This is a genomic window from Actinoplanes sp. NBRC 103695 (genome assembly GCF_030269485.1).
In the GTDB taxonomy this organism is placed as follows: Bacteria; Actinomycetota; Actinomycetes; order Mycobacteriales; family Micromonosporaceae; genus Actinoplanes.
The window spans coordinates 66376-92168 of the sequence record NZ_BSTL01000016.1 but is presented as its reverse complement, the minus strand read 5'-3'; the positions used below and the strand labels follow the sequence as shown (position 1 = coordinate 92168).

General features: G+C 71.4%; 22 protein-coding genes. 5 read left to right on the top strand and 17 right to left on the bottom strand.

Features of this window, described 5'->3' with window-relative positions:
- Window positions 1–59 precede the first annotated feature (59 nt).
- From QSK31_RS28125 to QSK31_RS28115, 3 genes are read right to left on the bottom strand one after another with little or no spacing between them, the layout of a single operon-like run.
- The gene (locus QSK31_RS28125) at window positions 60–2141 is read right to left on the bottom strand and encodes an iron ABC transporter permease (RefSeq protein WP_285687427.1); all 2082 of its coding nucleotides are present in this window, start codon (window positions 2139–2141) and stop codon (window positions 60–62) included.
- Window positions 2142–2145: 4 nt separating this feature from the next.
- Window positions 2146–3141, bottom strand: a complete 996-nt coding sequence (locus tag QSK31_RS28120; protein ID WP_285687426.1) for an iron-siderophore ABC transporter substrate-binding protein — start codon at window positions 3139–3141, stop codon at window positions 2146–2148.
- Between the two features lie 23 nt (window positions 3142–3164).
- A complete protein-coding gene (locus tag QSK31_RS28115; RefSeq protein ID WP_285687425.1) occupies window positions 3165–3962 on the bottom strand; it encodes an ABC transporter ATP-binding protein in 798 nt (265 codons plus the stop codon).
- A 56-nt stretch (window positions 3963–4018) separates the two neighbouring features.
- Here QSK31_RS28115 and QSK31_RS28110 point away from each other — a divergent pair, with 56 nt between their 5' ends.
- Window positions 4019–4450: a hypothetical protein gene (locus tag QSK31_RS28110; protein WP_352244504.1), complete on the top strand. Its 432-nt coding sequence runs from the start codon at window positions 4019–4021 to the stop codon at window positions 4448–4450.
- 98 nt (window positions 4451–4548) lie between these two features.
- Here the strand turns inward: QSK31_RS28110 and QSK31_RS28105 are convergent, their stop codons facing one another.
- From QSK31_RS28105 to QSK31_RS28095, 3 genes are all read right to left on the bottom strand, one after another.
- Window positions 4549–5160 carry a phosphorylase family protein gene (locus tag QSK31_RS28105; protein WP_285687423.1) on the bottom strand — a complete coding sequence of 204 codons (612 nt, stop codon included), beginning with the start codon at window positions 5158–5160 and terminating at the stop codon, window positions 4549–4551.
- 124 nt (window positions 5161–5284) lie between these two features.
- Window positions 5285–5449: a hypothetical protein gene (locus QSK31_RS28100; RefSeq protein ID WP_285687422.1), complete on the bottom strand. Its 165-nt coding sequence runs from the start codon at window positions 5447–5449 to the stop codon at window positions 5285–5287.
- Window positions 5450–5626: 177 nt separating this feature from the next.
- Complete coding sequence (locus QSK31_RS28095; protein WP_285687421.1) at window positions 5627–8623, bottom strand: ATP-binding protein; 2997 nt, start codon at window positions 8621–8623, stop codon at window positions 5627–5629.
- A 208-nt stretch (window positions 8624–8831) separates the two neighbouring features.
- On the opposite strand from QSK31_RS28095, the gene QSK31_RS28090 reads away from it, so the two are divergent.
- Both QSK31_RS28090 and QSK31_RS28085 read left to right on the top strand, forming a co-directional pair.
- Complete coding sequence (locus QSK31_RS28090; RefSeq protein ID WP_285687420.1) at window positions 8832–9374, top strand: hypothetical protein; 543 nt, start codon at window positions 8832–8834, stop codon at window positions 9372–9374.
- A 10-nt stretch (window positions 9375–9384) separates the two neighbouring features.
- Window positions 9385–10149, top strand: a complete 765-nt coding sequence (locus QSK31_RS28085; protein WP_285687419.1) for a hypothetical protein — start codon at window positions 9385–9387, stop codon at window positions 10147–10149.
- Here QSK31_RS28085 and QSK31_RS28080 read toward each other — a convergent pair.
- Together QSK31_RS28080 and QSK31_RS28075 are read right to left on the bottom strand one after the other, a co-directional pair.
- Window positions 10062–11963, bottom strand: a complete 1902-nt coding sequence (locus QSK31_RS28080) for a hypothetical protein (RefSeq protein ID WP_285687418.1) — start codon at window positions 11961–11963, stop codon at window positions 10062–10064. The genes QSK31_RS28085 and QSK31_RS28080 overlap by 88 nt on opposite strands.
- On the bottom strand, window positions 11960–12709 hold the full coding sequence (locus tag QSK31_RS28075) for a 5'-methylthioadenosine/S-adenosylhomocysteine nucleosidase family protein (protein WP_285687417.1): 750 nt from the start codon (window positions 12707–12709) through the stop codon (window positions 11960–11962). The genes QSK31_RS28080 and QSK31_RS28075 overlap by 4 nt, the downstream gene beginning before the upstream one ends.
- Before the next feature lie 129 nt (window positions 12710–12838).
- Here QSK31_RS28075 and QSK31_RS28070 point away from each other — a divergent pair, with 129 nt between their 5' ends.
- The gene (locus tag QSK31_RS28070; RefSeq protein WP_285687416.1) at window positions 12839–13525 is read left to right on the top strand and encodes an NUDIX hydrolase; all 687 of its coding nucleotides are present in this window, start codon (window positions 12839–12841) and stop codon (window positions 13523–13525) included.
- A gap of 110 nt (window positions 13526–13635) precedes the next feature.
- Here the strand turns inward: QSK31_RS28070 and QSK31_RS28065 are convergent, their stop codons facing one another.
- Complete coding sequence (locus tag QSK31_RS28065; protein WP_285687415.1) at window positions 13636–14487, bottom strand: hypothetical protein; 852 nt, start codon at window positions 14485–14487, stop codon at window positions 13636–13638.
- Window positions 14488–14748: 261 nt separating this feature from the next.
- Between QSK31_RS28065 and QSK31_RS28060 the strand changes: the two genes are divergently transcribed.
- On the top strand, window positions 14749–17553 hold the full coding sequence (locus QSK31_RS28060) for an AfsR/SARP family transcriptional regulator (RefSeq protein ID WP_285687414.1): 2805 nt from the start codon (window positions 14749–14751) through the stop codon (window positions 17551–17553).
- A 322-nt stretch (window positions 17554–17875) separates the two neighbouring features.
- Here the strand turns inward: QSK31_RS28060 and fabG are convergent, their stop codons facing one another.
- From fabG to QSK31_RS28020, 8 genes are all read right to left on the bottom strand, one after another.
- A complete protein-coding gene (gene fabG / locus QSK31_RS28055) occupies window positions 17876–18613 on the bottom strand; it encodes a 3-oxoacyl-ACP reductase FabG (protein WP_285687413.1) in 738 nt (245 codons plus the stop codon).
- A gap of 63 nt (window positions 18614–18676) precedes the next feature.
- Window positions 18677–19357 (bottom strand): TetR/AcrR family transcriptional regulator, encoded by a 681-nt coding sequence (locus QSK31_RS28050; protein WP_285687412.1) that lies wholly within the window; start codon window positions 19355–19357, stop codon window positions 18677–18679.
- Window positions 19358–19454: 97 nt separating this feature from the next.
- Window positions 19455–20471, bottom strand: coding sequence for a branched-chain amino acid ABC transporter permease (locus tag QSK31_RS28045; protein ID WP_285687411.1), 1017 nt, complete (start codon window positions 20469–20471; stop codon window positions 19455–19457).
- Window positions 20468–21340: a branched-chain amino acid ABC transporter permease gene (locus QSK31_RS28040; protein WP_285687410.1), complete on the bottom strand. Its 873-nt coding sequence runs from the start codon at window positions 21338–21340 to the stop codon at window positions 20468–20470. Before QSK31_RS28040 ends, QSK31_RS28045 begins: the two co-directional genes overlap by 4 nt.
- Window positions 21337–22584: an ABC transporter substrate-binding protein gene (locus QSK31_RS28035; protein WP_285687409.1), complete on the bottom strand. Its 1248-nt coding sequence runs from the start codon at window positions 22582–22584 to the stop codon at window positions 21337–21339. The genes QSK31_RS28040 and QSK31_RS28035 overlap by 4 nt, the downstream gene beginning before the upstream one ends.
- 20 nt (window positions 22585–22604) lie before the next feature.
- Window positions 22605–23297 (bottom strand): ABC transporter ATP-binding protein, encoded by a 693-nt coding sequence (locus tag QSK31_RS28030; RefSeq protein ID WP_285687407.1) that lies wholly within the window; start codon window positions 23295–23297, stop codon window positions 22605–22607.
- Window positions 23290–24051, bottom strand: coding sequence for an ABC transporter ATP-binding protein (locus QSK31_RS28025; protein ID WP_285687612.1), 762 nt, complete (start codon window positions 24049–24051; stop codon window positions 23290–23292). Before QSK31_RS28025 ends, QSK31_RS28030 begins: the two co-directional genes overlap by 8 nt.
- Window positions 24048–25721, bottom strand: a complete 1674-nt coding sequence (locus tag QSK31_RS28020; protein ID WP_285687404.1) for a tannase/feruloyl esterase family alpha/beta hydrolase — start codon at window positions 25719–25721, stop codon at window positions 24048–24050. The genes QSK31_RS28025 and QSK31_RS28020 overlap by 4 nt, the downstream gene beginning before the upstream one ends.
- Between the last annotated feature and the right edge of the window lie 72 nt (window positions 25722–25793).

The window sequence follows — 25793 nt, the reverse complement described above, 5'->3', positions numbered from 1 at the left end:
CACCCGGACGTCCGGCAACCCGGCCGTCCGAACACCGCGCGCAAGCGGCCGAGTCCCGATCAGGCGGGCCGGCTACGCCAGAGCAGCAACACGAAGTACGGCGCCCCGATCAGCGCCGTAACCAGCCCAGCGGCCAGCTGCGTAGGCGCCAGCACAGTACGCCCCAGCGTGTCCGCCACCGACACAAGCAAGGCCCCGAGCGCCACAGCCACCGGAACAGACCGCGCGTGCTTGGATCCGACCAGCGCCCGCGCGGCATGCGGCGCGACAAGACCGACGAACCCGAGCGCCCCCACCGCGCAGGCCGCGCTGGCCGTCAGCACCGCGGCCAGCGACAGGAAGGCGAGGCGTGACCGGTTCAAGGGCACACCCAGCACGCGCGGCACGTCTTCGTCGAGGGAGACCAGGTCGAGGCTGCGGGCGCCGACGAGGGTCAGCGGCAGGGCGACCGCGAGGACGACCAGGACGGGCAGGATCTGGGCGGCCGTGCGGCCGTAGGTGGAGCCGGACAGCCAGGTCAGGGCCAGATTGGTGTTCCACGGTGAGACGACCAGCACGGTCAGGGTGGTCAGGGCGGTGGCTGCCGCGCTGACGCCGATGCCGACCAGGACGATGCGGTCCGAGGTGGGGCCGCGGCCGGATGCGAGGCGGTAGACCAGGGCGAACGTTCCGAGCGCGAAGAGCGTGGCGACTCCCATGACCGGCCAGACGCCGACGCCGGGGAGGAGCAGGACCACCGCGATCGCGCCGACCGAGGCGCCGGGGGTGATGCCGAGGAGGCTGGGTTCCGCGAGCGGGTTGCGGCACACCGCCTGGACGATCGAGCCGGCCAGGGCGAGCGCCGCGCCGCCGAGCAACGCCGCCAGCACCCGCGGCCAGCGCTGGTCGAGGACGAAGGTGACGACGCGGCCGGATCTGCCGGACAGCCAGTTGGCCACGTCGCCGAGCAGCACCAGCTGGTCGCCGAGCAGCAGGGCCGCCACGAACGCCGCGACCAGGCCGGTGCCCAGCAACACCGAGACACCCAGGATCCAGCGCCGCGTACGCACGGTGCCGTGTGCCTGTGCGGTCGAGCCGCCGTCGCGCAACCGCCTCGCCAGCCAGACCAGCAGCACCGCCCCGGCGAGGGTGGTGAGGATGCCGGTGGGCACCGAGATGGACCGTGCGGACGGCAGGATCAGGCGCAGCAGCACGTCGGCGCCGACCACGACCAGTGCGCCGACGAGCGCCGCGAACGGCAGCAGGGTCAGGTGCTTGCCCATGCCGGGGACGCGGCCGGCGATGAGGCGTGCGATCACCGGCGCGCTCAGGCCGACGAAGCCGATCGGGCCGGCGACCGTGACCGAGGTCGCGGCGAGGAGCACGGCCAGGACGACGGCGATGACCCGGGTACGCCGGACGTCGACGCCCAGCACCCGGGCCGAGTCGTCGCCGAGCCCGAGTACGTCGAGTTGGTGTGCGAGCAGCAGCACGACCAGCACCGTCACCACGATCACCGGCGCCGCCAGGGTGACCTGCCGGGTTCCGGACTGGACGGTGGTGCCACTACCCCAGCCGAACAGGCCGGGCGTGTTGGCCTGGAACAGCATGAGCAGCATGTAGGTGAGCGAGTGCAGCGCCAGGGCGACCGCCGAGCCGGCCAGCACCAGGCGGGTGGGTCCGGCCGCGCCGCCGCGGGCGACGGCCAGGACCAGGCCGGCGGCGAGCAGGCCGCCGAGGAACGCGACGAGCCCGTTGACGAAGAACGGCAGCGAGATCCCGAACGCGGCCACTGCGACCACCGCCACCCAGGCGCCGGCGTTCACCGCGAGTGTGTCAGGTGAGGCGAGCGGGTTGCGGGCCACCGACTGCAGGACCGCCCCGGCCACGCCGACCGCGACGCCGACGAGGATCGCCGCGATCAGGCGTGGCAGCCGGCTTTCGATGAGCACGGCGACGGCCTGGTCGGTCGATTCGCCGGGCAGGGCGGCGCGGAGCAGCTCGCCGAGGCCGAGGCTCGCGGTGCCCTGGGTCAGGTGCACCGCGGCCAGGGCCAGCAGCAGCACGATCGCACCCATGAAGACCGCGGTGATTCCGTACGCCCGGCGCGCGGCGCCCGGCGTCGGCCGCTGTTCCGGTGGTGCGCTGATCGTGCTGGTCATGGGTTTACTCGGTGAGGGCCGCGACGAGCGCGTCGACGTAGGCGCCGGCCGAGGCGGGGCCGCCGAACATCCAGATGCCGTCGGGGATGCGCTTCACCTTCTGCGACTGCACGAACGGGAGCCCGGTCCAGATCTTGTTCTTCTGGAGGGCGTTGACGTACGCCTCGCCGTCGTCGGCCTTGTTGGCCACGTACACGAAGGTGTTGTCCTTGTTGGTGATCTTGGTGAGGCCCTCGACGTCGGTCTGTGCGAGGCCGTAGTCCTTGTCGCCGCCCGCGGTCCACTGGTTCTGCAGGCCGAGCTGGGCCCCGATGGCGCCGAAGAACGAGGTCGGCGTGTACATCCGCAGCGAGACCGTGCCGGAGTCGACCCAGCCGTCGGACATGGTGAACGGCGCGCCCGTCTTTCCCGCGGCGGCCAGCGCCTCCTTGCCGGCGGTGATCTTCGCGTCGAAGCCGGCGATCAGCTTGGCGCCCTGCGCGTCGGTGCCGGTGGCCTTGGCCAGGGTGGTGACCGTCTTCTTCATGTAGGCGATCGCGGCGGCGCCGTCCGAGCCCTTCAGCGCGATGACCGGCGCCTGCTTGGCGATCTGGGCGAGCACGTTCTCCGGCACGTCGGTGGTGGTGACGACCAGGTCCGGCTTGAGCGCGACGATGGCGTCCAGGCTGGGCTCGCCGCGCAGGCCCACGTCCGGGGTCTTCGCGTCGATCGGCATGACCGCGTTCCAGGCGTTGTAGCCCTTGACGTCGGCCTGGCCGGCCGGCTTCACGCCGAGCGCCACCAGGTTTTCGGTCAGGCCCCACTCGAGCGAGACGACGTTGGCGGCGGGCTTGTCCAGGTGGACGGGGCCGCGTTCGTCGGTGAGGTCCACCGGGCCGGTCGCGGGCGCGGCCGGCGAGGCGGCCGGGCCGGTCGGTTCCTCGGTGGTGCCGCAGGCCGCGAGGGCCATCGCGGTGAGCGCGGCCGCGGTGGCGGCGAAGGCTCGGCGGGTAAGGACCATGGGGAAACCCCTTCTTCTCTTCATCAGGCCACCGGCCGGTGGGTGTGCCGGCCGATGGGTTGCGTGCGCACGCGTCCGTCGTCGTCGACGTGCACGTCGATGCGCAGGCCGTAGACCTCGGTGAGCAGGTCGGCCGTCAGCACGTCGGCCGGGCGCCCGCTGGCGCGCACCGTGCCCTGGTCGAGCAGGACGACGTGGTCGGCCACCGCGGCGGCCTGGTCCAGGTCGTGCAGCACCACGCCGATGGCGACCTCGTGGTCGTCGGCGAGTTCGCGGACGGTGTCCAGGATCTCCACCTGGTAGCGCAGGTCGAGGAAGGTGGTGGGCTCGTCGAGCAGCACCACGCCGGTGTCCTGGGCCAGGCAGGTGGCCAGCCAGACACGTTGGAGCTCGCCGCCGGACAGCTCGTCGACGGCCCGCTCGGCCATCGCGTCCACGCCGGTCAGCCGCATCGCCCGGTCCACCACCTGGTGGCCGTCGGGGTCGCCGGCGCCGAACCGGCCGCGGTAGGGGTGCCGCCCGTACCCGACGACGTCCTTGACCCGCACCCCGCCCGGCGTCGGCCGCGACTGGGTGAGCAGGGTGACCTTGCGCGCGAACTCCTTGGGCCGCAGCGCGAGCGCGTCGCCGTCGGGCAGCTGCACGGTGCCGGACTGGGGGCTGTGCAGGCGGGCGAGCGCGCGCAGCAGGGTCGACTTGCCGGAGCCGTTGGGCCCGACGAGCGCGACGACGTGACCCGCGCGCAACTCGATGCCGGCGCCGCGCACGACGGTCCGGCCGTCATAGGCCAGCGTCAGGTCGTGGCCGGTCAGCGCGTTCATAAGGCGAGCCTAACCTAACAGCCGGGGACATCGAAGATCGGGTTCCGCACGGCAGGATGTCCGGGTGCCACCGGCTGAGCGCCGCGCCTAACCTGGTCTTCTTGCGCCGCTCCTCGATCGTCCTGGCCGCGGCCGTCCTGCTGCTCGGGGTGGCCGACGCGATGGTGGGCGCCTACCTCGTGCTCTACCTCGCCGATGTCCGCCATCTGGATCCGGTGCGGATCGGGGTCGCCCTCTCCGCGTACGCGCTGGGTGGCATCGTCGTGAGCCGGCTGCTGGGCCGGCGGTTCGATCGGCGGCCGACGCGCGCCTACGCCGTCGCGGTGACCGGGCTCGGCGGCCTCGGGCTGGTCCTGATCACCCGGGGTCGAGGCGCCCGGCGCGCCGGAGGTGCGCGGTCTCGCGGTCGCCCTGCTGGCGGGTGGGCTGACCCTGCCACCGCACGACGCCGCTGCTGTGCGGGATCACCGCGGCCGCCGCGGCCGTGACCTTCATCGCCGGCACCCTCGCCGCCGGCCGCCCCGCGTAGCCCCGGCCCCGGCCGGCCGCGATCCGGGCCACGAGCGCTCCGCACCCGCCGCTTTGGTCAGGTGTGAGATCGATCGAAGCCGAGGTGCGGCAGGAGCATCGCCATGACCTCGGCGGCGTGCCGGGCGGCGACCCCGGCGTGCGCCTGGTGCCCGTCCGCCGGGCCGGCGATGCCGCGGACGACGAGCCAGCCACGCTGCCCGGCGTCGGCCCGGACGAACTCGGCGAAGTCGCCGGCGCCGACCGGGCCGCGGTACACCCGGTACGAGTCCTCGCCGGAGCGCAGTTGTTCCGAGGGCACGGCCGCGAAGAAGTCGTCGAGGCGACGCCCGAGCGCGGCCGACACGACCGGTGATCCGCCGTCGCCGGTGATCACCTCGTTGGACAGCACCACGTCGCCGGCCTCGATCCCGGGGCGCACGCCGCCCGCGATGCCGACCAGCAGGACGACCGCGGGCCGGCACTCCTCGATCACCGGACGGTACGCGCCGGCCGACCGCACCGCCGCCACCCGGATGGGCCGCCCGCCCGGGGCGGGCAGCCACGCCGACCAGCCGCCCACGCTCTCCCGGTGGTCGTACATCTGCCGGAGCGCGGCCCGCACCGCCCGGATCTCCTGATCGAGGAGGGTGAGCACCACGACGTCGACACGTTGGTGCGGGAAGGTCATCGGTTCTCCTGTACGGCGTACGGAATTGCGAACGGGACCGTATGGACAAAGCCTTCCGGTTTTCTACCGAGCGCCCCGGAAGTGGGACCGGCGGCCCCGTGGGAACGGGGCCGCCGGTGTTCCGTCAGACGCAGCGCTTCAGACGGTTGTCCCAGGCCGAACCGGCCGGGCAGACGGGCGTGTCCCCGTCGGCCTGTACGGAGGCGTCGGCGGGTGCGGTGAAGGCACCCAGAACGATGGCGACGGCGACCACGAGATTCGCGACGAGGTTACGACGACGTGCGCGCATGACTGTTCCTTTCGGAAATGCGGAAGTGATGGGAGTTGCGGCGCGCGCGTTCATCCGAGGGCTGGCCGGCCCCCACGCGCGCGCCTGCGCGCGGTGACGTCAAGCCGAGTTCCGGACCACGTCTTGATGTCACGTTGACAATAAAGCGTGACCGGGGTTTATGTCAAGAAGACACAATCAACGCTTCGAGCGGTCCACGGGCGGCACGGCGGCGCAGAGTTCCTCGATGCGCTCCCGGGCGGCGACGGCCGCGATCACGTCGTCCAGCTCGTCGTACGCGTCCGCCAGCAGCCCCTGCGCACGGATCTCCAGGTAGGCCGCACCGCAGGCCTGGAACCGCGCGACCGCCCGCAGCAACGCGACGAGCTGGTCCACCGGTTCGCCGTGCCGCTTCTCCAGACCGGCGACCGACAGCGCGATCCGGCCCTCCAGCATCACGTCGGCACCCGCCCGCGCCAGCGACTCGGCCTCGGCGAGCAGCCGCCGGCCCCGATCCGGGTCACCCTCGGCGACAGCAAGATCACCAAAACCGTGCTCCGCGTACGCCTGAGCCGGCGACCGTTCCGGGAACGCCGCCCGCACGTCCCCGAACGCGGCACGCGCGTCGGCGAGGTCGCCCAGGGCCAGCGCCGCCTGCCCGGCCCAGTACCTGGCCTGCGCCACCAGCCGTTCCCGGCCCAGCTCCCGCGCGACCGCCTCGGCCTGCCGGAGCATGTCCCGCGCGGCGCCGAGGTCGCCGAGGTCCAGATAGGTCTGCCCGATGAAACGCAGCGTCTGCAGCACGCCCGCGGTGTCCCCGGCCGCCCGGTAGTGCTCGAGCGCGTCCTGGAACACCATCAGCGGACGCGTCAGCTCACCGCGCCGGCGCAGGGCGTTCCCGAGCGTACGCAAAGCGATCGCCAGCCCGTGGTTCTCCCCGGCCGCGGCGAGCAGCTGGACGGCCTCCTCCAGCTCGGGAACCCCCGAGACGCCGCGGCTGCCGCTGGCCACCAGGGGTGGCTGTCCGAGCACCGCCAGCAGCACGCCCTCGGCCCGCCGGTCCCCTGCCGACCGCACCGCGGCGAGGGCAACCTCGTGGGTCACCCGCCAGTCCTCGAACCAGTCCCCGATCGTGTAGAACTCGTGCGACGAGACGGCCAGGTCCCAGCACAGGCCGACCTCGCCGAGCGCGGCGGCGCGTTCCACCGCGGAGCGCACGTTCGCGCGCTCCCGCTCGAACCAGACCTGCGGCCGCTCCTCGATCTCGGCGATCGCCCGCGCGGGCACCGCGACGTCGGGCAGGTCGCTGTGCACGACCTCGAAATCGCCGCTGTACTCCGCGGCGTGTGCCTTGCGGACCAGCGTCAGCAGCGCGCGCAGGACCCGCAGCTCGGCGGCGGCGCGCTCGTCCGCGGGGAGCTCGGCCTCGGCGCGGCGGCGGGCGTACTCGCGGGTCAGGTCGTGGAAGCGGTAGCCGTGGCCGTCGCCGGCCGGTTCGATCATGCTGATCGCGGCGAGCTGGGACAGCGCGTCCCCGGCCGCCCCGACCGGCAGGCCGAGCAGCGCCGCCGCGGTCCATTCGCCGAAGGTGGGACCGGCCGGCAGCCCGAGCAGCAGGAACAGTCGTCGGACCAGCTTGTCCAGCGGGGCGAGGCCTGCTCCGAGAGTCCGGGACAGTGACTTGTCGCCGTACTCGAAAGCAGCCGGACCGTGCTCGTCCAGCCGGCGCCGCAGATCGGCCGTGGGCCGATGGAAGTCCTCGATCCGCAGCGCGGCGGCGATGCGCAGGGCAAGTGGCAGGCCGCCGCACATCCGCACCACCGCCTCGACGTCGGCGTCCTGCCCGGCGAGATCGACCTGCCCGGCGGCCACGATGGTGCGGAACAGCTCGTCGCCGACCACATGGTCGAACGGCTCCAGAGGCGCGACGTGGTGGACGCCGCCGGGGATGTCCGGCAGCCGGCGCCGGGCGGTGATCAGCACGACGCATCCCGTGCTCGCGGGCACCAGGTCGCGCACCTGCGTGCCGGACGCGGCGTCGTCCAGGACGATCAGCACCCGGCGTTCGGACAGCAGCGAGCGGTACAACGTCGCGCGTTCATGCAGCGACTCGGGGACCGTGCCGACGCCCAGCGCGCGCAGGAACCGGGCCAGCACCTCGGACGGATCGGCCGGTCGGCCCGCGGTGCCGCGCAGCTCGGCCCACAGCTGACCGTCGGGGAACTCCCCCACCGCGTCGTGCGCCGCCCGCAACGCCAGCGCGGTCTTGCCGATCCCGCCCGGTCCGGAGATCACCAGCACCGGCATCGACGGACGCCTCAGCAGCCAGGTGACCTCGGCCAGCAGGTCGGCACGCCCGACGAAGTCGGCGGCGGCCGCGGGCAGCTGCCGGGGCATCGGATCCGGGCGGACCTCCGGCTCGGGCGTGACACCCAGCACCGAGGCGACCACGTCGCTCTCGTCGTTGATCATCGCGTAGTTCAGGGCACGCAGGCTCGCCTCCGGCGGACCGCCGGTCGCCCGATCGAGCGCCTCGACGTGCCGTTCGTAGGCGTCGATGGCGTCCAGCCGGTGCCCGCTGCGGTAGAGCGCGAACATCAGCTGCCGGCAGAGCTCGCCCTGGGCCGGGTCCTCGGCCACAAAGGCGTGCAGGTCGTCCACGATCGCGGCGTGCTCGCCTCGGCGGTTCTCCAGCGTGAACAGCCGGACCGCGATCCGCCGGCGCCGGGCCTTGAGACTTTCGACGATCTGCCGGAACGGCTCGTGACTGACATTGGCCAGCGGATCCGGGCCGCGCCAGAGGGCGAGCGCCGCCCGCAGGCAATCCACCTCTTCGTCCCCGTGACCGGGGATCCGCGCCGCGTCGGCCCGCTCCACCAGGCGCTGGAAGGCCAGCGTGTCCAGTTCCTCGTCGGAGACCTGGAGCAGGTAGCCGAACCGGTTGGCGGTCTTGATCGCGTCCGGATGCCCGGCGTCGTCGAGCAGCTTGCGCAGCGCGGAGATCGCCTTGTAGAGCTGGGCGTTGCTCACCCCGCCCTCGCCCCATCCGGCCCGGACAAGATCCGCAGTGGACACCTGGTGGTTGGCCCGGACCAGGAGCATCGCCAGCACGGTGCGGTGATGCCCGCGCGGAAGCTCCACGGGATGCCCCTGAGCGTCCCGCACCTCGACCTCACCGAGCAGTGAGTAGATCATCGTGCCTCCCGTCCTGCCGCCACAGAACCGCACCGTTTGACCGTATGAGATAACCCGTCGGTGACGCCACCGTAGCGGTACGCAATCGACACCTTCGGAAGGCCTGCGGAAGCCCTTCGGTAGCTCGGCATGACCGAATCGCCGTAGGGGCCTGTCCGGTCGATCGGCCGGAAGTGAGGCGGGGTCCAGAGTGTGGCTGAGGTGGCTCGTGGACGGCGTGATGGACAGCGAACGGCGACCCCTGCGACCGATCGGCGCGAGCGTGGACGAGGTCAACGATCGGACCGGCCGGATGCTGGCGGTCTTCACCAGGAGGCCCGGGGTCCGGCTGTTCGGCCCGGTGCCGGCCGGCGCCGGGCAGACCCCGATCCCGTACGCGATCAGCAAGGGCCCGTTGGTCGTGCTGGTCGACGCGGTCGCCTGGCCGGCCGGCACCTACTCGACCACCCCGGACGGCAACATCCTCTGCGACGGCGTCTACATCGGGCAGTCGGTGCGGCAGCTGGTCGGCGCCGTGCATCGGCTCCGCCGCACGATGCCCCGGGGGTGCCTGGTCGAGGCCGTGATCGTCGTGCATCCGTCGCTGCCGGCCGCGCCCACGCTGCCCGCGGCCGGACCGGCGGAGCTCAGCTGGCTGCCTCCGGCGGATCTTCCCGCACACCTCCGACATCGCCTGAGCGTAGCAGCTTACTGTCAATCTGACATTAATGCTGTTACTCTGAGCTTATCCCCCGTCACTCCGGGTTCATGAGGTGAATCAGATGTCTCGTATGCGGCAGCTCGACCTGGTCCTGACCATCGCCGTCGCTGTCGTCGTCGGCGTGCTCGGCACCCTCGACGTGGTCGGCCCCACGGTCATCGGCGGGGCCACGCTCACCACGCTCGGCCTGCTCGCCCTCAACTCGCTGCACGGCCGGTCCGCGGTCAGCACGCTCACCCGGTCGGTCCGGGAGCTGGGCGATCACGTCGGCGACCAGGCGAGCGCCGACCGGCTGCTGGCGCCGTCGACGTCCGGGGTGGATCTCGACCTGAGCGAGGCGCGCGACATCCGCATCGTCGGGGTCACCCTGGCCCGCACGGTCCGCAACCACTACTCGGTGCTGCGGGACCGGCTCGCGGCCGGCGCGTGCGTACGCATCGCCCTGATCGCTCCGGAGGCCTCGACCGTCGCCGAAGCCGCACGCCGGAACACCATCCCGGACCACCCGGAGATCTTCGAGCACCGCCTGCTGCCGACCCTGGACCTGCTGGCGGCCCTCGCCGCGGAGGCCGCGACCGGCCCCGGCCGCCTGGAGGTGCGGCTGCTCGACTTCGTCCCCGCGTTCGGGCTGGTCGGGGTCGACACCGACACCGCGTCCGGCCAGCTGCGCGTGGACATCTACTCGCACCGGTGCGGCACACCCGAGCCGAGCCTGCCGCTGCACGCCGGCCGCGACATTCAGTGGTTCCGGCACTTCGCCGGCGAGTTCGAGCGGGTCTGGGCGGCGGGGCGTCCCCTCTCCTCGTCGAGCACTCCCGCGTCTTGATCGATCACTCGCGCGCCTCGATGGGGCACTCCCGCGCCTTGATTGAGCACTCCCGCGGCGCCCTCGAGGACGAACAGCGTGCTCCGCAACCCGGTGACATCCAGCTCACCGTCCTCACCGCAGCCGGCCTCGACCAGCCCGATCTCCACCTCCGAGGAGTCCCGCAGGACGAGCCGCAGCTCCCGCGTCCCGTCGCCGCGCCGCGCCACCCGAGCCGCCACCACCTCGTCGTAGCCGTAGCCGGTCAGCCGCCAGTCCTCGAAGGAGGCCCGCGCGACGTCGAGTTCGGCGGTGACCTGGCGAATCCCGTCCGCGGTCAGCAGGAACACCGTCAGCCGATACCTCGAGTAGCGCCACGGCCCGTTCACGACCTTCGCCCGGCTGCTGCGATCGGCGCGGGCTTCCATGCACGCGTACGCACTGACGTCGCTCCACCCCAGCCCGCAGACCTCGAGCGCCCGGCACAGCAGAAGGCGGCGATCGCAGTCCAGCCACCGGGCCATCTCGCCGTCGGACGGCCGGTCGTCGAGGTGATGCCGGCACCGCTGATACTCGAACCAGGCGGCGTTCCAGCGTTCCCGCCGGTCCTCGGCCTCCTCGGCGACGCGCTTGTTCTCGGCGGCGATCCGCAGCACCGGACCGGTGGCCGCCCAGCCGGCCACGATGATCGTCACCGCGGCGCCGAGGTCCTGCCGCCCCGCGATCAGCATGCAGATCACGGCGACCACGACGCCCGCCACCCCGGCTACCTTGACCGACCGGCGTTCCCCGCCACCGGACAGCTCACCGTTGCGCCACCGGCGTTCGAGCTCCCTCAGCTGGAACCGGATCAGCCACCGGATCTCCGCGGCGGCGACCCGGGTTCCGCGGTAGGCCTCGATCACCTCGTCCCGCCACCGGCACAGGGGGACGTAGGCCTCCCGCATCCACGCGATCCGCTCCGCCTCGCCGGTCACCGTCCGGCCGACGTACTGCCGGTACATCCGGTCCACCTCGCCGGTGAAGCCGGCCACCGGCGGATCGTCGCCCGGGAACCGCCACGACTTGCGTTCCCGCTCCTCCGCCCGGCGCCGCTCGTCCCGGAACCGCCACTCGGCGCCGTTGGCCAGCGCCACGAAGGCGGCGGCGAGCCCGATCATGATCGCGACCAGCGCGGTGGAATCACCCCGCCGGAACGCGAGCCACCCGAGCAGGCACCCGGCGCCGACCACGATCAGGCTGGTCAGCATCGCGAGCGTGAGCTGACCGGCGTCGACCTCGGGCGGCCGCACCGGGCCGGCGCGCGGTCCCGCCGGATCGGGCTCGAAGAACTTCCCCACCCGATCCGCCCGCCGGTCGGCGGTCCGGTCCGCACGCGCCTGATCGACGGACCGGCGCCAGATCCGGTCCTTGACCGCCCCGCCCAGCACCCGGTCGAGGTGCCGGAGAACGGCCGCCCGCATGCCCTCGTCCAGGTCGTCGAGCGCCGCCGGGTCGCCCGCCTCGATCAGGCGATCCACCGCGTCGATCCCCCGCGACCAGCAGGAGTTCCCGGCGGTCGCGCGTATCCGCTCCCGCGCCGCGTCCAGGCTCTCCCGGTCCTCGCCGGACAGTTCCCAGGCGGTACGCCCGCTGTAGAAGGCGAGCAGCCAGTGGAACCAGACGCTCGGCTCGTCGATGTACTCGACGCACTCGGCCAGCAGCCGTCGCGCGGTGGTGGCCTGCCCCGACTCGAGGAACCGCAGGGCGTACCGCAGCTTCCGCCGCGGCGAGGCGTCCGCCGGGACCAGGTAGTAGTCGTGCCCGTCGCGGTGAACCGTGCCGTCGGCGCTCACCGCCGGCCCCGTTCCTCACGTCCCGGGCCGGACGACCAGCCCGGGCGCTTGTTCTGGTTGCGGACGCCGCCGCCGACCAGTCCGGCGACCACGCCGGGGCGGGCGCCCTTGGACTTCATCCGGATGTCCGGCGCCTCCCGGGGTTCCGTCCCGGCCGGCGGCTGTCTCGCGATCAGGTCGGACGCCAGCGCGAGCGCGAAGTCCGCGGCGGCCGCCTCGTTGCCGGAGCTGATCGCCCGGATCACCGCGGCCGGCACCGCGCCGGCTTTCGCCACGGCGGCGTAGTCCGTCTCGATCGCCAGCGCGTCGGGCTCACCCATTCCCGAGGCTGTCACCGCCCCGACGTGGATCCGCGGTCCGCCCTCGCGGCGCCGGGCGATCCGGCGTGCGGTCCGCTCCAGACCGTGATCCATCTGCCAGACCCATTTCCCCGGACGGCCGGCATACACCCGGGTGGCCACGACGACGTCGCCCGGCCGGATGCCCGGTTTCAGCGCCTCCGCCATTCCGACGAAGAACACCGCCCGCGGCGCGAAGACCCGGATCACCCGCTCGGCGAGCGCCGCCGTCCCCTGCGTGCCCTCACCGGACACGGCCAGCACCACCTCGCCGACGCCCAGGGACCCGACCTCGAACCGGGTGCCCGACGCCCCCGGCGGCTCGCGGATTCCGGACAGTCTGTCGCGGACGGCCTTGTAGTCCGGCTCCCGTGCGGTGAGGATGACGATCGGCGGATGCGCGCTCATGTCAGCAGCCCCCTTGGTCGGCCCGGCAATCCCGCTCATCGTCGACGGCTGATCTACCGGGTTCCTACCGCGGCGCACCCACCCTGCCGTAATTTGTGTCATCTGGACGATAAGGGCTATGATCGGCCCATGATCAGCCGGGACCACGCCACCCTCCGCCTCGCCGTCGACCTGGCGATCCTCACGGTGCGGGAGAGCGCCCTGCAGGTCCTCACGATCACCCGGGCCAACGACCCGTTCCGCGGCCAGGCGGCCCTTCCGGGCGGCTTCACGCGTACCGATGAAGGTATTGAAGTGGCGGCGAAGCGCGAGCTCCTCGAGGAGACGGGACTCGACGGCGCCGGCATGCACCTGGAGCAGCTCTCGGTGTACGGCGAGCCGTTCCGCGACCCCCGCGGCCGCGTCGTCAGCGTGCCCTACCTGGCGATCATGCCCGACCTGCCGGTGCCCACCGCCGGCTCCGACGCCAGCACCGCCGCGTGGCGTCCCGTCGCCGAGGTCCGCGGCACCCTGGCCTTCGACCACGACGAGATCCTCGACGAGGCGGTCGAACGCGCCCGCCGCCTGCTCGAGTTCACCACCCTGGCCACGGCCTTCTGCGAACCGGTCTTCACCATCGGCGACCTGCGAGCCGTCTACGAGACGGTGTGGGGCGAGCCGCTCGACCCGCGCAACTTCAGCCGCAAGGTGGTCAACACGGAGGGCTTCGTCGAGGAGACCGGCGAGAAACGCCTGCCCGGGGTGGGCCGGCCGGCGGCCCTCTACCGGCCCGGCGGCCAGAAGGACCTCAACCCACCCATCCTGCGTACGCGGTAGGTCTCCGAGCGCGAGCTGGCCGACCTCCTCAGGTTCGGCCCCTCCCAGTCGGACAACGGACCCGCGCGCGCCGGTGAGGCGCACGCGGGCTTCGTTGTGGGGGTAGACGCTCAGCCCACGCACGTCACCTGGGACTGCACCGTCCAGTTCTGAGTCGCGTTCGGCCCGATCTCCCGCGCGATGACCTCCCCCGTGGTCATCCCGGCCTTCGGCCGCACCGTGTCGAGGCTGCCGTCCCCGGTCAGGCCGTTGATGAGGCCACCGACTCCCGATGCCTCCTGGCCGATCGGGCAGGCGTTGGGGCTGTCGACCTTAGGCGTGATCGAGTTGCTGGCCGAGGTGTGCACCTGAAGGCTCTTCGCCGGCAGCGAAGTGCCACACACGGCCTGCGCGAACAGCGTGTAGGGGCCGACCGCTCCGGCGTCGTAGGACTGGACCGCCACCGAGGTGAACGCGCCGTTGAACACCTTCTCGTCGATCGCGGCCTGTCCGGCGGCGGATACCACCTTGAAGCCACCGCCGTACGCGATCTTGTTCGCCGGGCAGGTCGCGGTGACCTTCTTGTCGGTGGAGTCGTAGCCCAGCGACGCCTGCACCAGTTGCTGGCCGGCGATGGTCCCGGCCGGCGCGCAGGTCACCCACGCCGTGACGTCCCACGGCGCCCCGGTCGGGATGGTCTCCACGCCCATCGCGGTCGCCCTGTCCATGGTGTCCTCGATGAATGCCCGGGTCAGGCTCACGTCGCCGTTGCCGCTGTTGATGTGGCCGCCCGCATCGGTGGCCTTGTCGCCGGCGTTGCAGCTCGCCGTGGCGGTCTGCGGGGAGACCGCGCCGCCGGCGCTGACGGCGGAGACCCGGTAGAGCCCGATCGCGGCGTGGGCCGGCGACGCCGGCGCCAGCACGATCCCGGTGGCCAGCAGACCTGCGACTGCCAAGATCCGGTGGAGCGGCTTGTTCCTCATCGGAGGAGTCCCTTCTTGTTCGCGTTCGGCTGTGACGGACTGTTCATCTCGTTCCCCTCGTGTCCATGGCGCCGAGCGTGGGCGCCGCGCGCTGGCCGAACGTCGGACGGTCGTGGAATGCGCTGGCCGGCGGGTACGGAACGCGGGTCGGCGAGCTGCGTCGGGTGCGCGACAAAAGACGGTTATTTCAACGAATCCCGCCGCTCGCTGTGGTGTATTCACCTGGCCCGGCGCGCGGCCGGGCCGAGGCGGTGACCGGCAGTGGTGGAGTTTCGGTTGCTCGGCGACATCGGGCTGGAGGTCAGCGGTCGTCCGATCGACGTCGGTCACGTCCGGCAGCGGTGTGTGCTGGCCGCTCTGCTGGTCGATGCGAACCGGGTCGTCCCGACCGAGCAGCTGCTGCACCGCGTGTGGGCCGACCGGCGCCCGCAACGGGCCGGCAGCACCCTGCGCAGTTATCTGTCCCGGCTGAGACAGATCCTCGCCCCCGCAACAGGTGCCGGCATCGCGCACCAGCGCGGCGGCTACGTTCTCACCGTCGATCCCCTCGCCGTCGACCTGCACCGGTTCCAGCACCTGGTCACCCAGGCCCGGGCGGCAGACGAGGACACCGCCGCCGACCTGCTTCGGCAGGCGCTCGGTCTTTGGCGCGGCGACGCGTTCGCCGGGCTGGACACCCCATGGCTGAACACGGTTCGAGCCGCCCTGGAAGCGTTGCGGCTGGCCGCCGAGCTCGACCACAACGACTTCCAGCTCAGCCGAGGCGAACACGCCGCGGTGGTCGGCCAGTCGCCGCGGTTGATCGCCGCCCATCCGCTGGATGAACGCCTGACCGGCCAGCTCATGCTCGCGCTCTCGCGGTGCGGGCGACGGGCCGACGCGCTGGACCTCTACCAGAGGCTTCGGCAGCGGCTGGCCGACGAGCTGGGAGCGGATCCCGGCCCGGCCCTGCAGCGGTTGCATCTGCGGGTGCTGAACGCCGACCCGGCGCTGGCGGCACCGGCCGCGGCGAGGCGGGCGCTGGGTGCCGGCCGGCCGGTGATCCCCCATCAGCTGCCGGCGCCCCCATCGGCGTTCACCGGCCGGACGCGGGAACTCGCCGCGCTCAGCACCGCGCTGTGCGCCCGGAGCGGCCCGCACGCCCCGATGGTGGTGTCGGCGATCGGAGGTACGGGTGGAATGGGCAAGACGTGGCTGGCACTGCGCTGGGCGCACGACAACATCGACCGGTTCCCGGACGGGCAATTGTGGGTGAACCTGCGCGGCTTCGACCCGGCGGGGGAACCGATGTCGCCGGCCACGGCGCTGCGCGGCTTCCTGGATGTCCTGGGCGTACACCCGGCGGCGATCCCGGAGGACGTCGAAGCCCAGGCCGGGCTCTACCGCGGCCTGGTCGCCGGCCGGCGCATGCTGATCGTCGCGGACAACGCCCGCGACAGCGCCCAGGTGATTCCGCTGCTGCCCGGCGGCGACACGTGCACGGTGCTGGTCACCAGCCGTCACCAGCTGGCCGGCCTCCTGAGCGCCCACGGCGCCCGTCCGCTGACGCTGGGCGTTCTGACCGACCCGGAGGCGGGCCGCCTGCTCACCGATCGGCTGGGCGACCGGCGCGCGGCCGCGGAGCCGGCTGCGGTGGCAGAGCTGTCGCGGGTGTGCGCGGGCCTGCCGTTGGCGTTGGGTATCGTCGCCGCCCGCGCCGCCCTCGACCCCGGCCTCACCCTCGCCGCGCTGGCCGAGGAACTAGGCGATGCGTCCAGCCGGCTGGACGCCCTGGACGCCGGGGAACTCGCCGTCAACCTGCGGGCGGTGTTGTCGTGCTCGTTCGCGGCTCTTCCGGTGGGGGCCGCGGCCCTGGCCGGGTTGCTCGGCCTCGCCGCGGGCCCGGACATCTGCCTGTCCGCCGTCGCCCGGCTCGCCGCCCTGCCGGTGAGCCGGGCACGCGCCGTTCTCCGCCGGCTCGTCGGCGCTCACCTGATCCAGGAACACCAGCCGGGCCGTTACCGCATGCACGACCTCGTCCGGTTGTACGCCACCGAGCAGGGGCAGCGACTCGGCACCGACCAGGTCCGGGTGGCACAACAGCGGCTGCTCGACCACTACCTGGACACCGCCCACGTCGCGGCTCTCCTGCTCGACCCGCACCGGGAACCGATCGTGACCGCATCGACACGGGCCGAAGTCCCGGCTGCCGATCTGCCGGACTGTCGTCGCGCGCTGGACTGGTTCGTCGCCGAGCACGCGGTGCTGCTCGCCACCATCGAGCAGGCGGTGTCCGCCGGACAGGACCGGTACACCTGGCAGCTGGCCTGGACGCTCACGGCGTACTTCGACCGTCGGGGACACTGGCAGCACCGGGCAGACACCCAGCGTGCCGCACTGGCTGCCGCCCATCGGCTGGGCGACGTCTCCGCCGAGGCCCACAGCCACCGCGGTCTGGCGCTCGCCCAAACCTGGCTCGGTCGCTACGCGGAGGCCGAGGACCACCTGCGGCAGGCTCTCCAGCTGTTCGACGAGATCGGCGACGAGATCGGTAAGGCACACACCTACCGCAGCCTGGCCCGGGTGTCGGCACGCCAGGGCCACCATCGCGACGCGTTGCCGCACGACCGGCAGGCGCTGCGGATCTTCCGCACCGCGGGCAATCGGCCGGGGCAGGCCCGCACCCTCAACGCGGTGGGCTGGCACCTGGCCCACCTCGGCGAGTACCAGCAGGCGCTGACCTACTGCGAGCAGGCGCTGACCCTGCAACAGGAGATCGGGAACCGGCGAGGCGCCGGGGAAACGTGGGACAGCCTCGGCTACGCCCACCACCACCGGGGCGATCACGGCCGGGCCGTCCAGTGCTACCAGCAGGCTTTGGCACTGCTGAGAGAGACGGGCGACCGGTACTTCGAGGCGATGATCCTCCTGCGTCTGGCCGACGCGCAGCACGCCGCCGGGAGCCTGGACGCGGCCCGCGAGACCTGGCGCTGCGCCGAGCATGTCCTGACCGAACTGGGCCATCCCGGCATGGGAGAGGTCCGGGCGCAACTCCGGCAGACATCCCGGCCGCAGCCGGTGACGTGAGACCCGGCTCGCACTTCTAGCTGAACGCCGACGATCGAGCCGCCGGCCCCCGCCGGCGCCGGTCCCGCGCACCATAACCTCCGGACAGGGCGTCACCAGGCGACGCCCGATCCACCCGGCCACCAGCCCGCGCACCCGGCGCGGGCAGCTCGATCCGAGTCTCCGAGGCCACCGCCACCGAGGGCACCAGCAGACCAAGACCAACGACAGGGGCGATGAGGTACGGGGAAAGCGAACGGTCGTGCCCTCAGCCTGCCGACCGGGTCCCGTCCGCACATCCGGCGTCACACCCGGGGAACCAACGCGGCGGTATCTCCAGGGGTCAGATCGAGATTCCGCCGTCCACGGGAAGGACGACTCCGGTGATGTATCCGGCCTCTTCGGAGGCGAGGAAAGCCGTGGTCGCGGCTATCTCGCTGGGCGCTGCGAACCGGCCGAGCGGGATGGCGGCCTCGAGCTCCTGACGTTTCTCGTCGGGAATCGAGCCGATCATCCGCGTCTCGGCGTTGGGCGAGATGGCGTTGACGGTGACCCCGAACGTCGCGAGTTCCTTGGCCGCGGTCTTGGTGAATCCGATGATGCCGGCCTTGGCGGCGCCGTAGTTGGCCTGCCCGATGTTGCCGCGCAGCCCGGTGTACGACGTCACGTTGATGACGCGGCCGTACCGTTGCCGCCGGAACGCCGGCACCGCGGCGCGGGTCAGCCGGAAGGTGCCACCCAGGTGGACGTCCAGCACCTCGGACCAGTCGTCGTCCGACAGCTTCCAGAGGCGGCGGTCCCGGAGGATGCCGGCGTTGTTGACGATGATGTCCAGCCGGCCGGACGCCGTGACCACCCGGTCGACCAGAGCCTCGACGGCCTCGGTGCTGGTGACGTCGCAGGCGGCGCCGGTCGCGCCCAGTTCGTCCGCCGCCTGCGCGACCTCGGCGGCGTCCGTGTCGACCAGGAACACCGTCGCCCCGGACCGGTGGAAGAGGCGGGCGAACTCGAGCCCGAGCCCGCGCGCCGCTCCGGTCACGATCGCCGTTCTCCCCGCGAAGTTCATTGTCAGGTTCGGCAATTCCGCTCCTTCTCCTGGGCGCAGATGACCACGATGGCTCCTGGGCGCGGATGACCGCGATGGCTAGGGCAGTTCCTCCGCCGCGTCCTTCAACGAGGTCAGCACGCGGCGGGTCTGCGGCGTGTCGGGGAGCAACGCGAGAAGCACGGGAGCGGTCGAGAACGCCGATTGATGGACCATCAGGCGGCGAACCCATTCCATGCCCGCCTTCAGCTCGGCGACGGGATCGGTCGCGCCGCCCTCGCGTAACCAGTTGCCCAGCGCCGATCGGTGGATCGCGTCGATGAGGGCCGCGAGGGCCATCGGCTGGAACGGGGGCGCGTCGGGTGGGAGGTGATCACGCAGGAACGATCGGGTCAGCGCCACGTACCGCTCGTGTTCGACGACCTCTCGCTTCCGCAACTCGGGGACGATGCGTGTCAGTTTGTACCGCCGGAAGACGAGCTCGGGCCGGCTGAGGAATTCGCGCAGCGACTCCTCGGTGGCCGCGATGACGGCATCCACCGGATCGGTGCCGGCCGGGGCCTCCGCGAGACACCGCTCGACCAGGCCGAGGCGCTCGGTGTGGTCCGGGAAGACCAGTTCGTCCTTGCTCTCGAAGTGCCGGAAGACGGTACGGCGGGACACGCTGGACGCCTCCGCGACGGCTTCGACCGTGACGTTCGCGTACCCCTCCTTCAGGAACAGGGCCATCGCCGTCTCCGAGATCCGGTACTTGGTCTCGAGTATTTTCCGCGAAGTCACCGACCGGCGCCCTCTCCTGACGTGGTGTGGCACGGACTTCGGTCCCGCGCATCGTGAGGTCCGCCGAACTGTAGCCCCGCACCATGCTGGTGGCGGCTCACCGGCGCGACGACAGACGTCTCTGCCGGTGGACCATCCAGCGGTGGCGGACGGTTCCCCAGACTCCTCGGCGGAACAGCAGCACCACGATGACGAAGACGGAGCCGGTGACCAGGTCGATGCCGTGGAAGCCGGAGGAGGCCAGGTAATCGGCGAGCATCACGGTCAGGAAGGCGCCCACGGCTCCTCCCCACAGCGTGCCGATGCCGCCCAGAACCGTCATCAGCACTACGTCGCCCGAGGTGGTCCAGTGCAGCTCGGTCAGCGCGACGAAGCCGTGGCTGATGGCGAACACACCGCCGGCCAGGCCGGTCAGCCCGGCGGAGAGCACGAAGGCGATGACCTTGTACTTCTCCACCTCGTAGCCGAGCGCCCGGGCGCGCTGGCTGTTGTCCCGGATCGACACCAGGACCCGCCCGAACGGCGAGTGCACGATCCGCCAGGCCGCCCACATGCCGAACAGGAGGATCGGCAGCGCCGCGTAATAGAAGTAGAACGACTCGGTCTCCACCAGCTCGATGCCGAAGAAGGACCGGGGCACGCCTTGCAGCCCGTTCTCGCCGCCCGTCAGGTCGCTCCACTGGTAGCCGATGAAGTAGACCATCTGCGCGAAGGCGAGGGTCACCATCGCGAAGTAGATCCCGGAGCGGCGTACCGACACGTACCCGATGGGAAGCGCGAGAATCATCGCGAAGACCGCGCCGCCGAGGACGGCCACCGGGAACGGCACGCCGTAGTGCGTCGCGATCAGGGCTGTCACGTACGCCGAGCTGCCCCAGAACGCCGCGTGTCCGAAGGAGAGCAGGCCGGTGTAGCCGAGCAGGATGTCCAGGGCGATCGCGAACAACGCCATCGCCACGATGTCCATCGCCACCGGCGGATAGACGAACCAGGGCAGCGCCAGCGCCGCCACCAGACCGACGGCCAGCAAGATCCACCGCAGCCTCGGGCTCCGCCGCGCGACGGGAACGTCAGGCCCGGCGACCGGGGCCTCGGTGATCGCGGACTGGGTCATGCGGTCGCCTCCTGACGTCCGAACAGTCCGGCCGGCCGGACCAGGATGACCAGGGCCATCAGGACGAAGATGAGGATCTGCGCGAACGTCGGGGCGTACGCCTGGCCGAAGGCCTCCACCAGGCCGACCAGGAAGCCGGCGACGACCGCGCCGACGATCGAGCCGAGCCCGCCGATGACCACGACCGCGAACAGGATGATCGCGAAGTTGTTGCCCATGTCGGCGGTGATCGCCCGGAACGGTGCGGCGAGCACACCGGCCAGGCCGGCGAGCGCGACGCCGAAGCCGAAGACCGGAGTCACCCAGCGGCCCACGTTGATGCCCAGGGCACGCGCGAGCTCCGGCTTCTCGGTCGACGCCCGGACGATCATGCCGACCCTGGTCCGCGTCATCAGCAGCCAGACGAGCACACAGACCGCTACCGAGAACAGCAGGACGAACAGCTGGTAGCGCGGCAGTACCACGCCGGCCAGGTCGACGCGTCCCTGCAGCCCGCCCGGCAGCCGGTACGGCAGCCCGGACACCCCGTACCTCTGCTTGACCAGCTCGACGAAGACCAGGGTGAGGCCGAAGGTGAGCAGCAGGTTGTAGAGCGGGTCGAGCCGGAGCAGCCACTGGACGAGCAGCCGCTCGATCACGACGCCGAAGACGAACATCAGCACCGGCACCACCAGCAGCGACCACCACAGCGGGAGGTCGAGGGTGTCGAGCAGGACGGCCGCGGTGACCGCGCCGAGCATGTAGAACGCGCCGTGGGCGAAGTTCACCACGCCCAGGACACCGAAGATGACCGCCAGCCCCAGGGCGGCCAGCGCGTAGAAGCTGCCGGCCGCCAGTCCCTGGACGACGTACTGAAGAACCGCGCTCATGGCTTCATCGAGCAGCCGGACGCCTCGGCCGGCGGGAACCCCTTGGCCGCCGGGATCTTGGTCACGATCTCCTCGTAGTCCCAGGGCTCCTTCACGTCGGCCGGCTTCTTGACGCGGGCGAGGTTGGCGTCGTGGACGACCGAGTGGTCCTTGGCGCGAATCTCGCCGTTGCGCAGGAACACGTCGTTGACCTTCTTGCCCTCGAGCTTCGCGACCACCGCGTCGGCGTCGTCGGTGCCGGCCTCCTGGACCGCCTCCAGGTACTGCAGCGCGGCGGAGTAGTTGCCGGCGTGCTCGAAGCTCGGGCGGTTTCCGGTCTCAGCCAGGAAACGGTCGGCCCAGGCGCGTGCCTCGGCGTCCATGTTCCAGTACCAGGGGTCGGTGAACAGCGTGCCGGCGAACTGCTCCACACCCAGCGAGTGGATGTCGTTGATGACCATCAGGCCGACGGCCAGCTCGACGCCCTTCTCCTTCAGCCCCGACTCGTTGAACTGCTTCACCAGGTTGATCAGGTCACCGCCGGCGTGCATCGTGCCGATCACGTCGGGGTTGGTGCTGCCGGCCTTGGTGAGGAAGGTCGCGAAGTTCTCGTTCGGGAACGGCGTCGGAATGGTCCCCTGGACGGTGCCGCCGGCCTTGGTGATCGCCGTGGTGAAGGATTTGGTCATGTTCTGACCGAACTCGTAGTCGGGGAAGATGATGTTCCACTTCTTGCCACCGCTCTGGGTGACGGTCGTGCCGGTGCCGGTCGCGAGCAGGTAGGTGTTGTACGCCCACTGGAAGGTGTACTTGTTGCACTGGGCGCCGGTCAGCGCGGTGGTCGCCGCGCTCACGTCGAGGAACAGTTTCTTGTGCGTCTTCGCCTGGTTGGCGACGGCCAGGGCGGCGGACGAGGTCGGCACGTCCAGGATGACGTCCGCTCCCCCGCGCTCGTACAGCTCCGAGGCCTTGGTGTTCGCGATGTCCGGCTTGTTCTGGTGGTCGGTCGACGTCACCTCGATCTTCTTGACGACCGCCTTGTCGCCGTACTTCTTCTGGTAGTCGGCGACGGCCATCTTGACCGCCTTGACGGAGTTCGGTCCGGACGCGTCCTTGTAGACCCCGGACTGGTCGTTGAGCACGGCCAGCACCAGCTTGTCCCCCGAGAAGGCGCCACCCGACCCCCCGGGGCCCCCGCCACCGCAGGCGCCGAGAAGCAGGACGACCGTCATGGCCGAAGCGCCGGCCCAGATTCGCTTGCTCATCATGATCTTCTCCACAGTGGTCAGATGCCGAGGTGTTTGAGGAGGTCGCCCTCGCGGCGCCGGAATTCGGAGTTGTCGAGGGTTTCCACGATGCGGCCCTGGCTGAGCAGGTAGTGCCGGTCGGCCACGGTGGCGGCGAACTTGACGTTCTGCTCGATGAGCAGCACGCCGGCGCCGGTGGCCTTGATCTCACGGATGATCGCCCCGATCCGGGCGACGATCACCGGGGCCAGGCCCTCGGAGGGCTCGTCCATGAGCAGCAGACGGGCCCCGGTCCGCAGCACCCGGGCGATGGCCAGCATCTGCTGCTCCCCGCCGGACAGCGTGGTGCCCGACGCCTTGCGCCGCTCGGCGAGCACGGGGAACGCCTCGTAGACCCGCTCCAGCGTCCAGGCCCGGTCGGAGACCCTGGGCGGGAGCAACAGGTTCTCCTCCACCGTCAGGCTGGCGTAGATGCCGCGGTCGTCCTGGACCCAGCCCATGCCGGCGCGAGCCCTCCGGTGCGCCGGCATACCGGTGATGTCCCGGCCGTGGAGGGACACGGCACCGCCGACCTGCCGGTGCAGGCCGATCAGGCACCGTACGAGGGTGGTCTTGCCGGCGCCGTTGCGGCCGGCCAGCGAGACGACCTCGCCCTCGCCCACCCGTACGTCCACCCCGTGCAACGCCTGCGCCTGCCCGTACCACGCCTTCAGACCGGTGACCTCAAGCATGGTCGGCCTCGCCCAGGTACGCGGTGATCACCCGTTCGTCGTTGCGGACCTCGTCGTAACCGCCCTCCGCGAGGACCCTGCCCTGTTGCAGCACGGTCACCCGGTCCGCCAGGCTGCCGACGACGTGCATGTTGTGGTCGACGAACACCACGGTGCGGCCGGCGGAGATGCGACGGACCAGCTCGATGGTGCGGTCGACATCCTCGATCCCCATCCCGGCCGTCGGCTCGTCGAGGAGCATCACCGGTGGGTCGAGCGCCAGCACCAGTGACAGCTCCAGCGCACGCTTCTGCCCGTACGCAAGGAGTCCGACCTGCTTGTCCGCCAGCGACGTCAGTCCCACCTGTGCGAGCAGCTCGTCCACGCGGGCCCGGTTCCGGCCGAGCAGCTTCTCCGACCGCCAGAACCGGAATCCCTGCCTGCCGTGTCCCTGGAGCGCCAGTTCCACGTGCTCGCGGCTCGTCAGGGTCTCGAAGAGGCTGGTGATCTGGAACGACCGCGCCACGCCCCGGCGTGCCACCTGCTCGGGCGGTTTGCCGGTGACGTCCTCGTCGAACACCGTGATCGCCCCGGAGGTCGGGGACAGGAAGCCGGTCAGCAGGTTGAACAAGGTGGTCTTGCCGGCGCCGTTGGGCCCGACCAGCGCGTGCACGCTCCCCTCGCGAACCTCCAGGTCCACCGCGTCGACCGCACGGAAACCCCGGAAAACCTTGGTCAGGGCCCGCGTACGCACCGCCACCCGGCCCGGGGTCACAGCGAACACACGAAGCTCTGTGCGCTGCCGGGATCACCCGAGTGGTATCTCGGCCAGCGCGGGTACTCGCAGAGCGGACGTGTCCGGCCGTCCCTGGGGTCCTGCACCACCGGCCGGGCAGGCGGCCGCCCGTCCTCCACCCACCGCTCCAGGGCGGAGAGCGAGTCCCAGGTGGCGGCGAACGCCGGCGCGCCGAAGTTGGCGTGATTCGCGCCTGGCGCGACGTAGTACCGCATGAACTCGTTCGTCTGCCGGGCGCCGACCGTGGCGAGCACGCGCCGGTAATAGTCGTTCGTGGACCGATGGGAGACGAGCTCGTCCGCGGCGCCGTGCATCAGGATCAGCCGTCCGCCGGAACGTGCGAAGGGACGAAGGTCGACGTTGTTGCGATCCTGAATGGTGGAGAGATAGCTGATCCGGGAAAGCCACTTCCCGGGCCGCCGCGGGTCGACATCGAGAGAATTGTAGCCGGGATCCCTGGTCAGGAAGTACTTCACCCACTGAGACCAGTACTGGAACCCGTACGCGCTCGTCGCCGGCATGGGGTTGGCGGGCGCGGTGGTGCCGAACCCGAGATACGGCGTCCGCATGTCAGCGCCCGACAGGAAGGGGAAGCCGGGGTAGTACCGTTCGCCGCTGGCGATGCGGTACGGCCAGCTGAACGGTGACGACGCTGCTGCCACCGACGCGATCTGCGGGTCGGAGAGGCAGGTGGGCCCGGTGTCGGCACCCGCCGGGCAGCGGAGCACCCGGGGGTTGAAGTGACAGGCGGCCAGATTCGAGATGATCCTGTCCTCGACGCCGTCCCGTCCGTCGCATGCCGCCATGACGCTGTTGTAGAGCAGGGTCTGCTTGGCGGGCCCCGGGAACGCGCCGGGACGGGACATCAGCTGCGCGAGGTACCCGAGAAACAGGATCTCGGCCATGTTGTTCCACGCGGGGTAGGCGGAGATGACGCCGTCGAAGGCGTCCGGCCACCGTTGCGCGACGACCAGAGCCTCGCGACCACCCGTCGAGCCGCCCGCGAAGAACGCCCGCCCGGATCTCACGCCGTAGCCACGACGGACGAGGTACTGGGCGGCGTCGTGGGTCTTCCGGAGCGCATCGCCGGCGGCGAAGTTCCGAAGGGCCTCGTCGTTCCGGCCGAAGGATCCGTCCAGGGACGCCGTGGGACCTGCCTGGTGACCGGAATCGCTTCCGTACGTCACATATCCGCGAGCCAGCGGGGCCGGCGAGTCGGGACGGCCGAACGGCACGTTCTGGGTGACGTCGGGGATCGTTCCGTTGTAACCGCCGCCGCCGAACATCATCGTGGCGCGGTTCCACCCGACCGGCATTCCGATCTGGAGCTTGATGTCCGGAGCGGCCGGGTCCCTCGGGAAGAGCGCCGCGCGGACGCTGCAGTACTCGATGGTCCTGCCGCTCACGACCTGGGTGACCAGGGACGCCGACTCGACGCGGCCGCCGCGGGTCGGCAGGCTGATCGCCGACGACGGAATCTCCACCCCCGCCAGCTCCGCGCATCTCGGGGCTGTGCTCGCCGCTGCCGCAGCGCTCACCGCCGCCGTGGCCGGACCGGAGACCACCGTCGCACCCAGCAACGCGGTCGCGAGGGCCAGCCCGGCAGGGAGCCACTTCGATCGCTCACGAACCAGCACTATTCGACTCATTTGCGACCTCCTGGCAAGCACGCTGTGCCGCCAATCCATTGATGCGCGGCACTGAGTGCCACTGACTGTGCC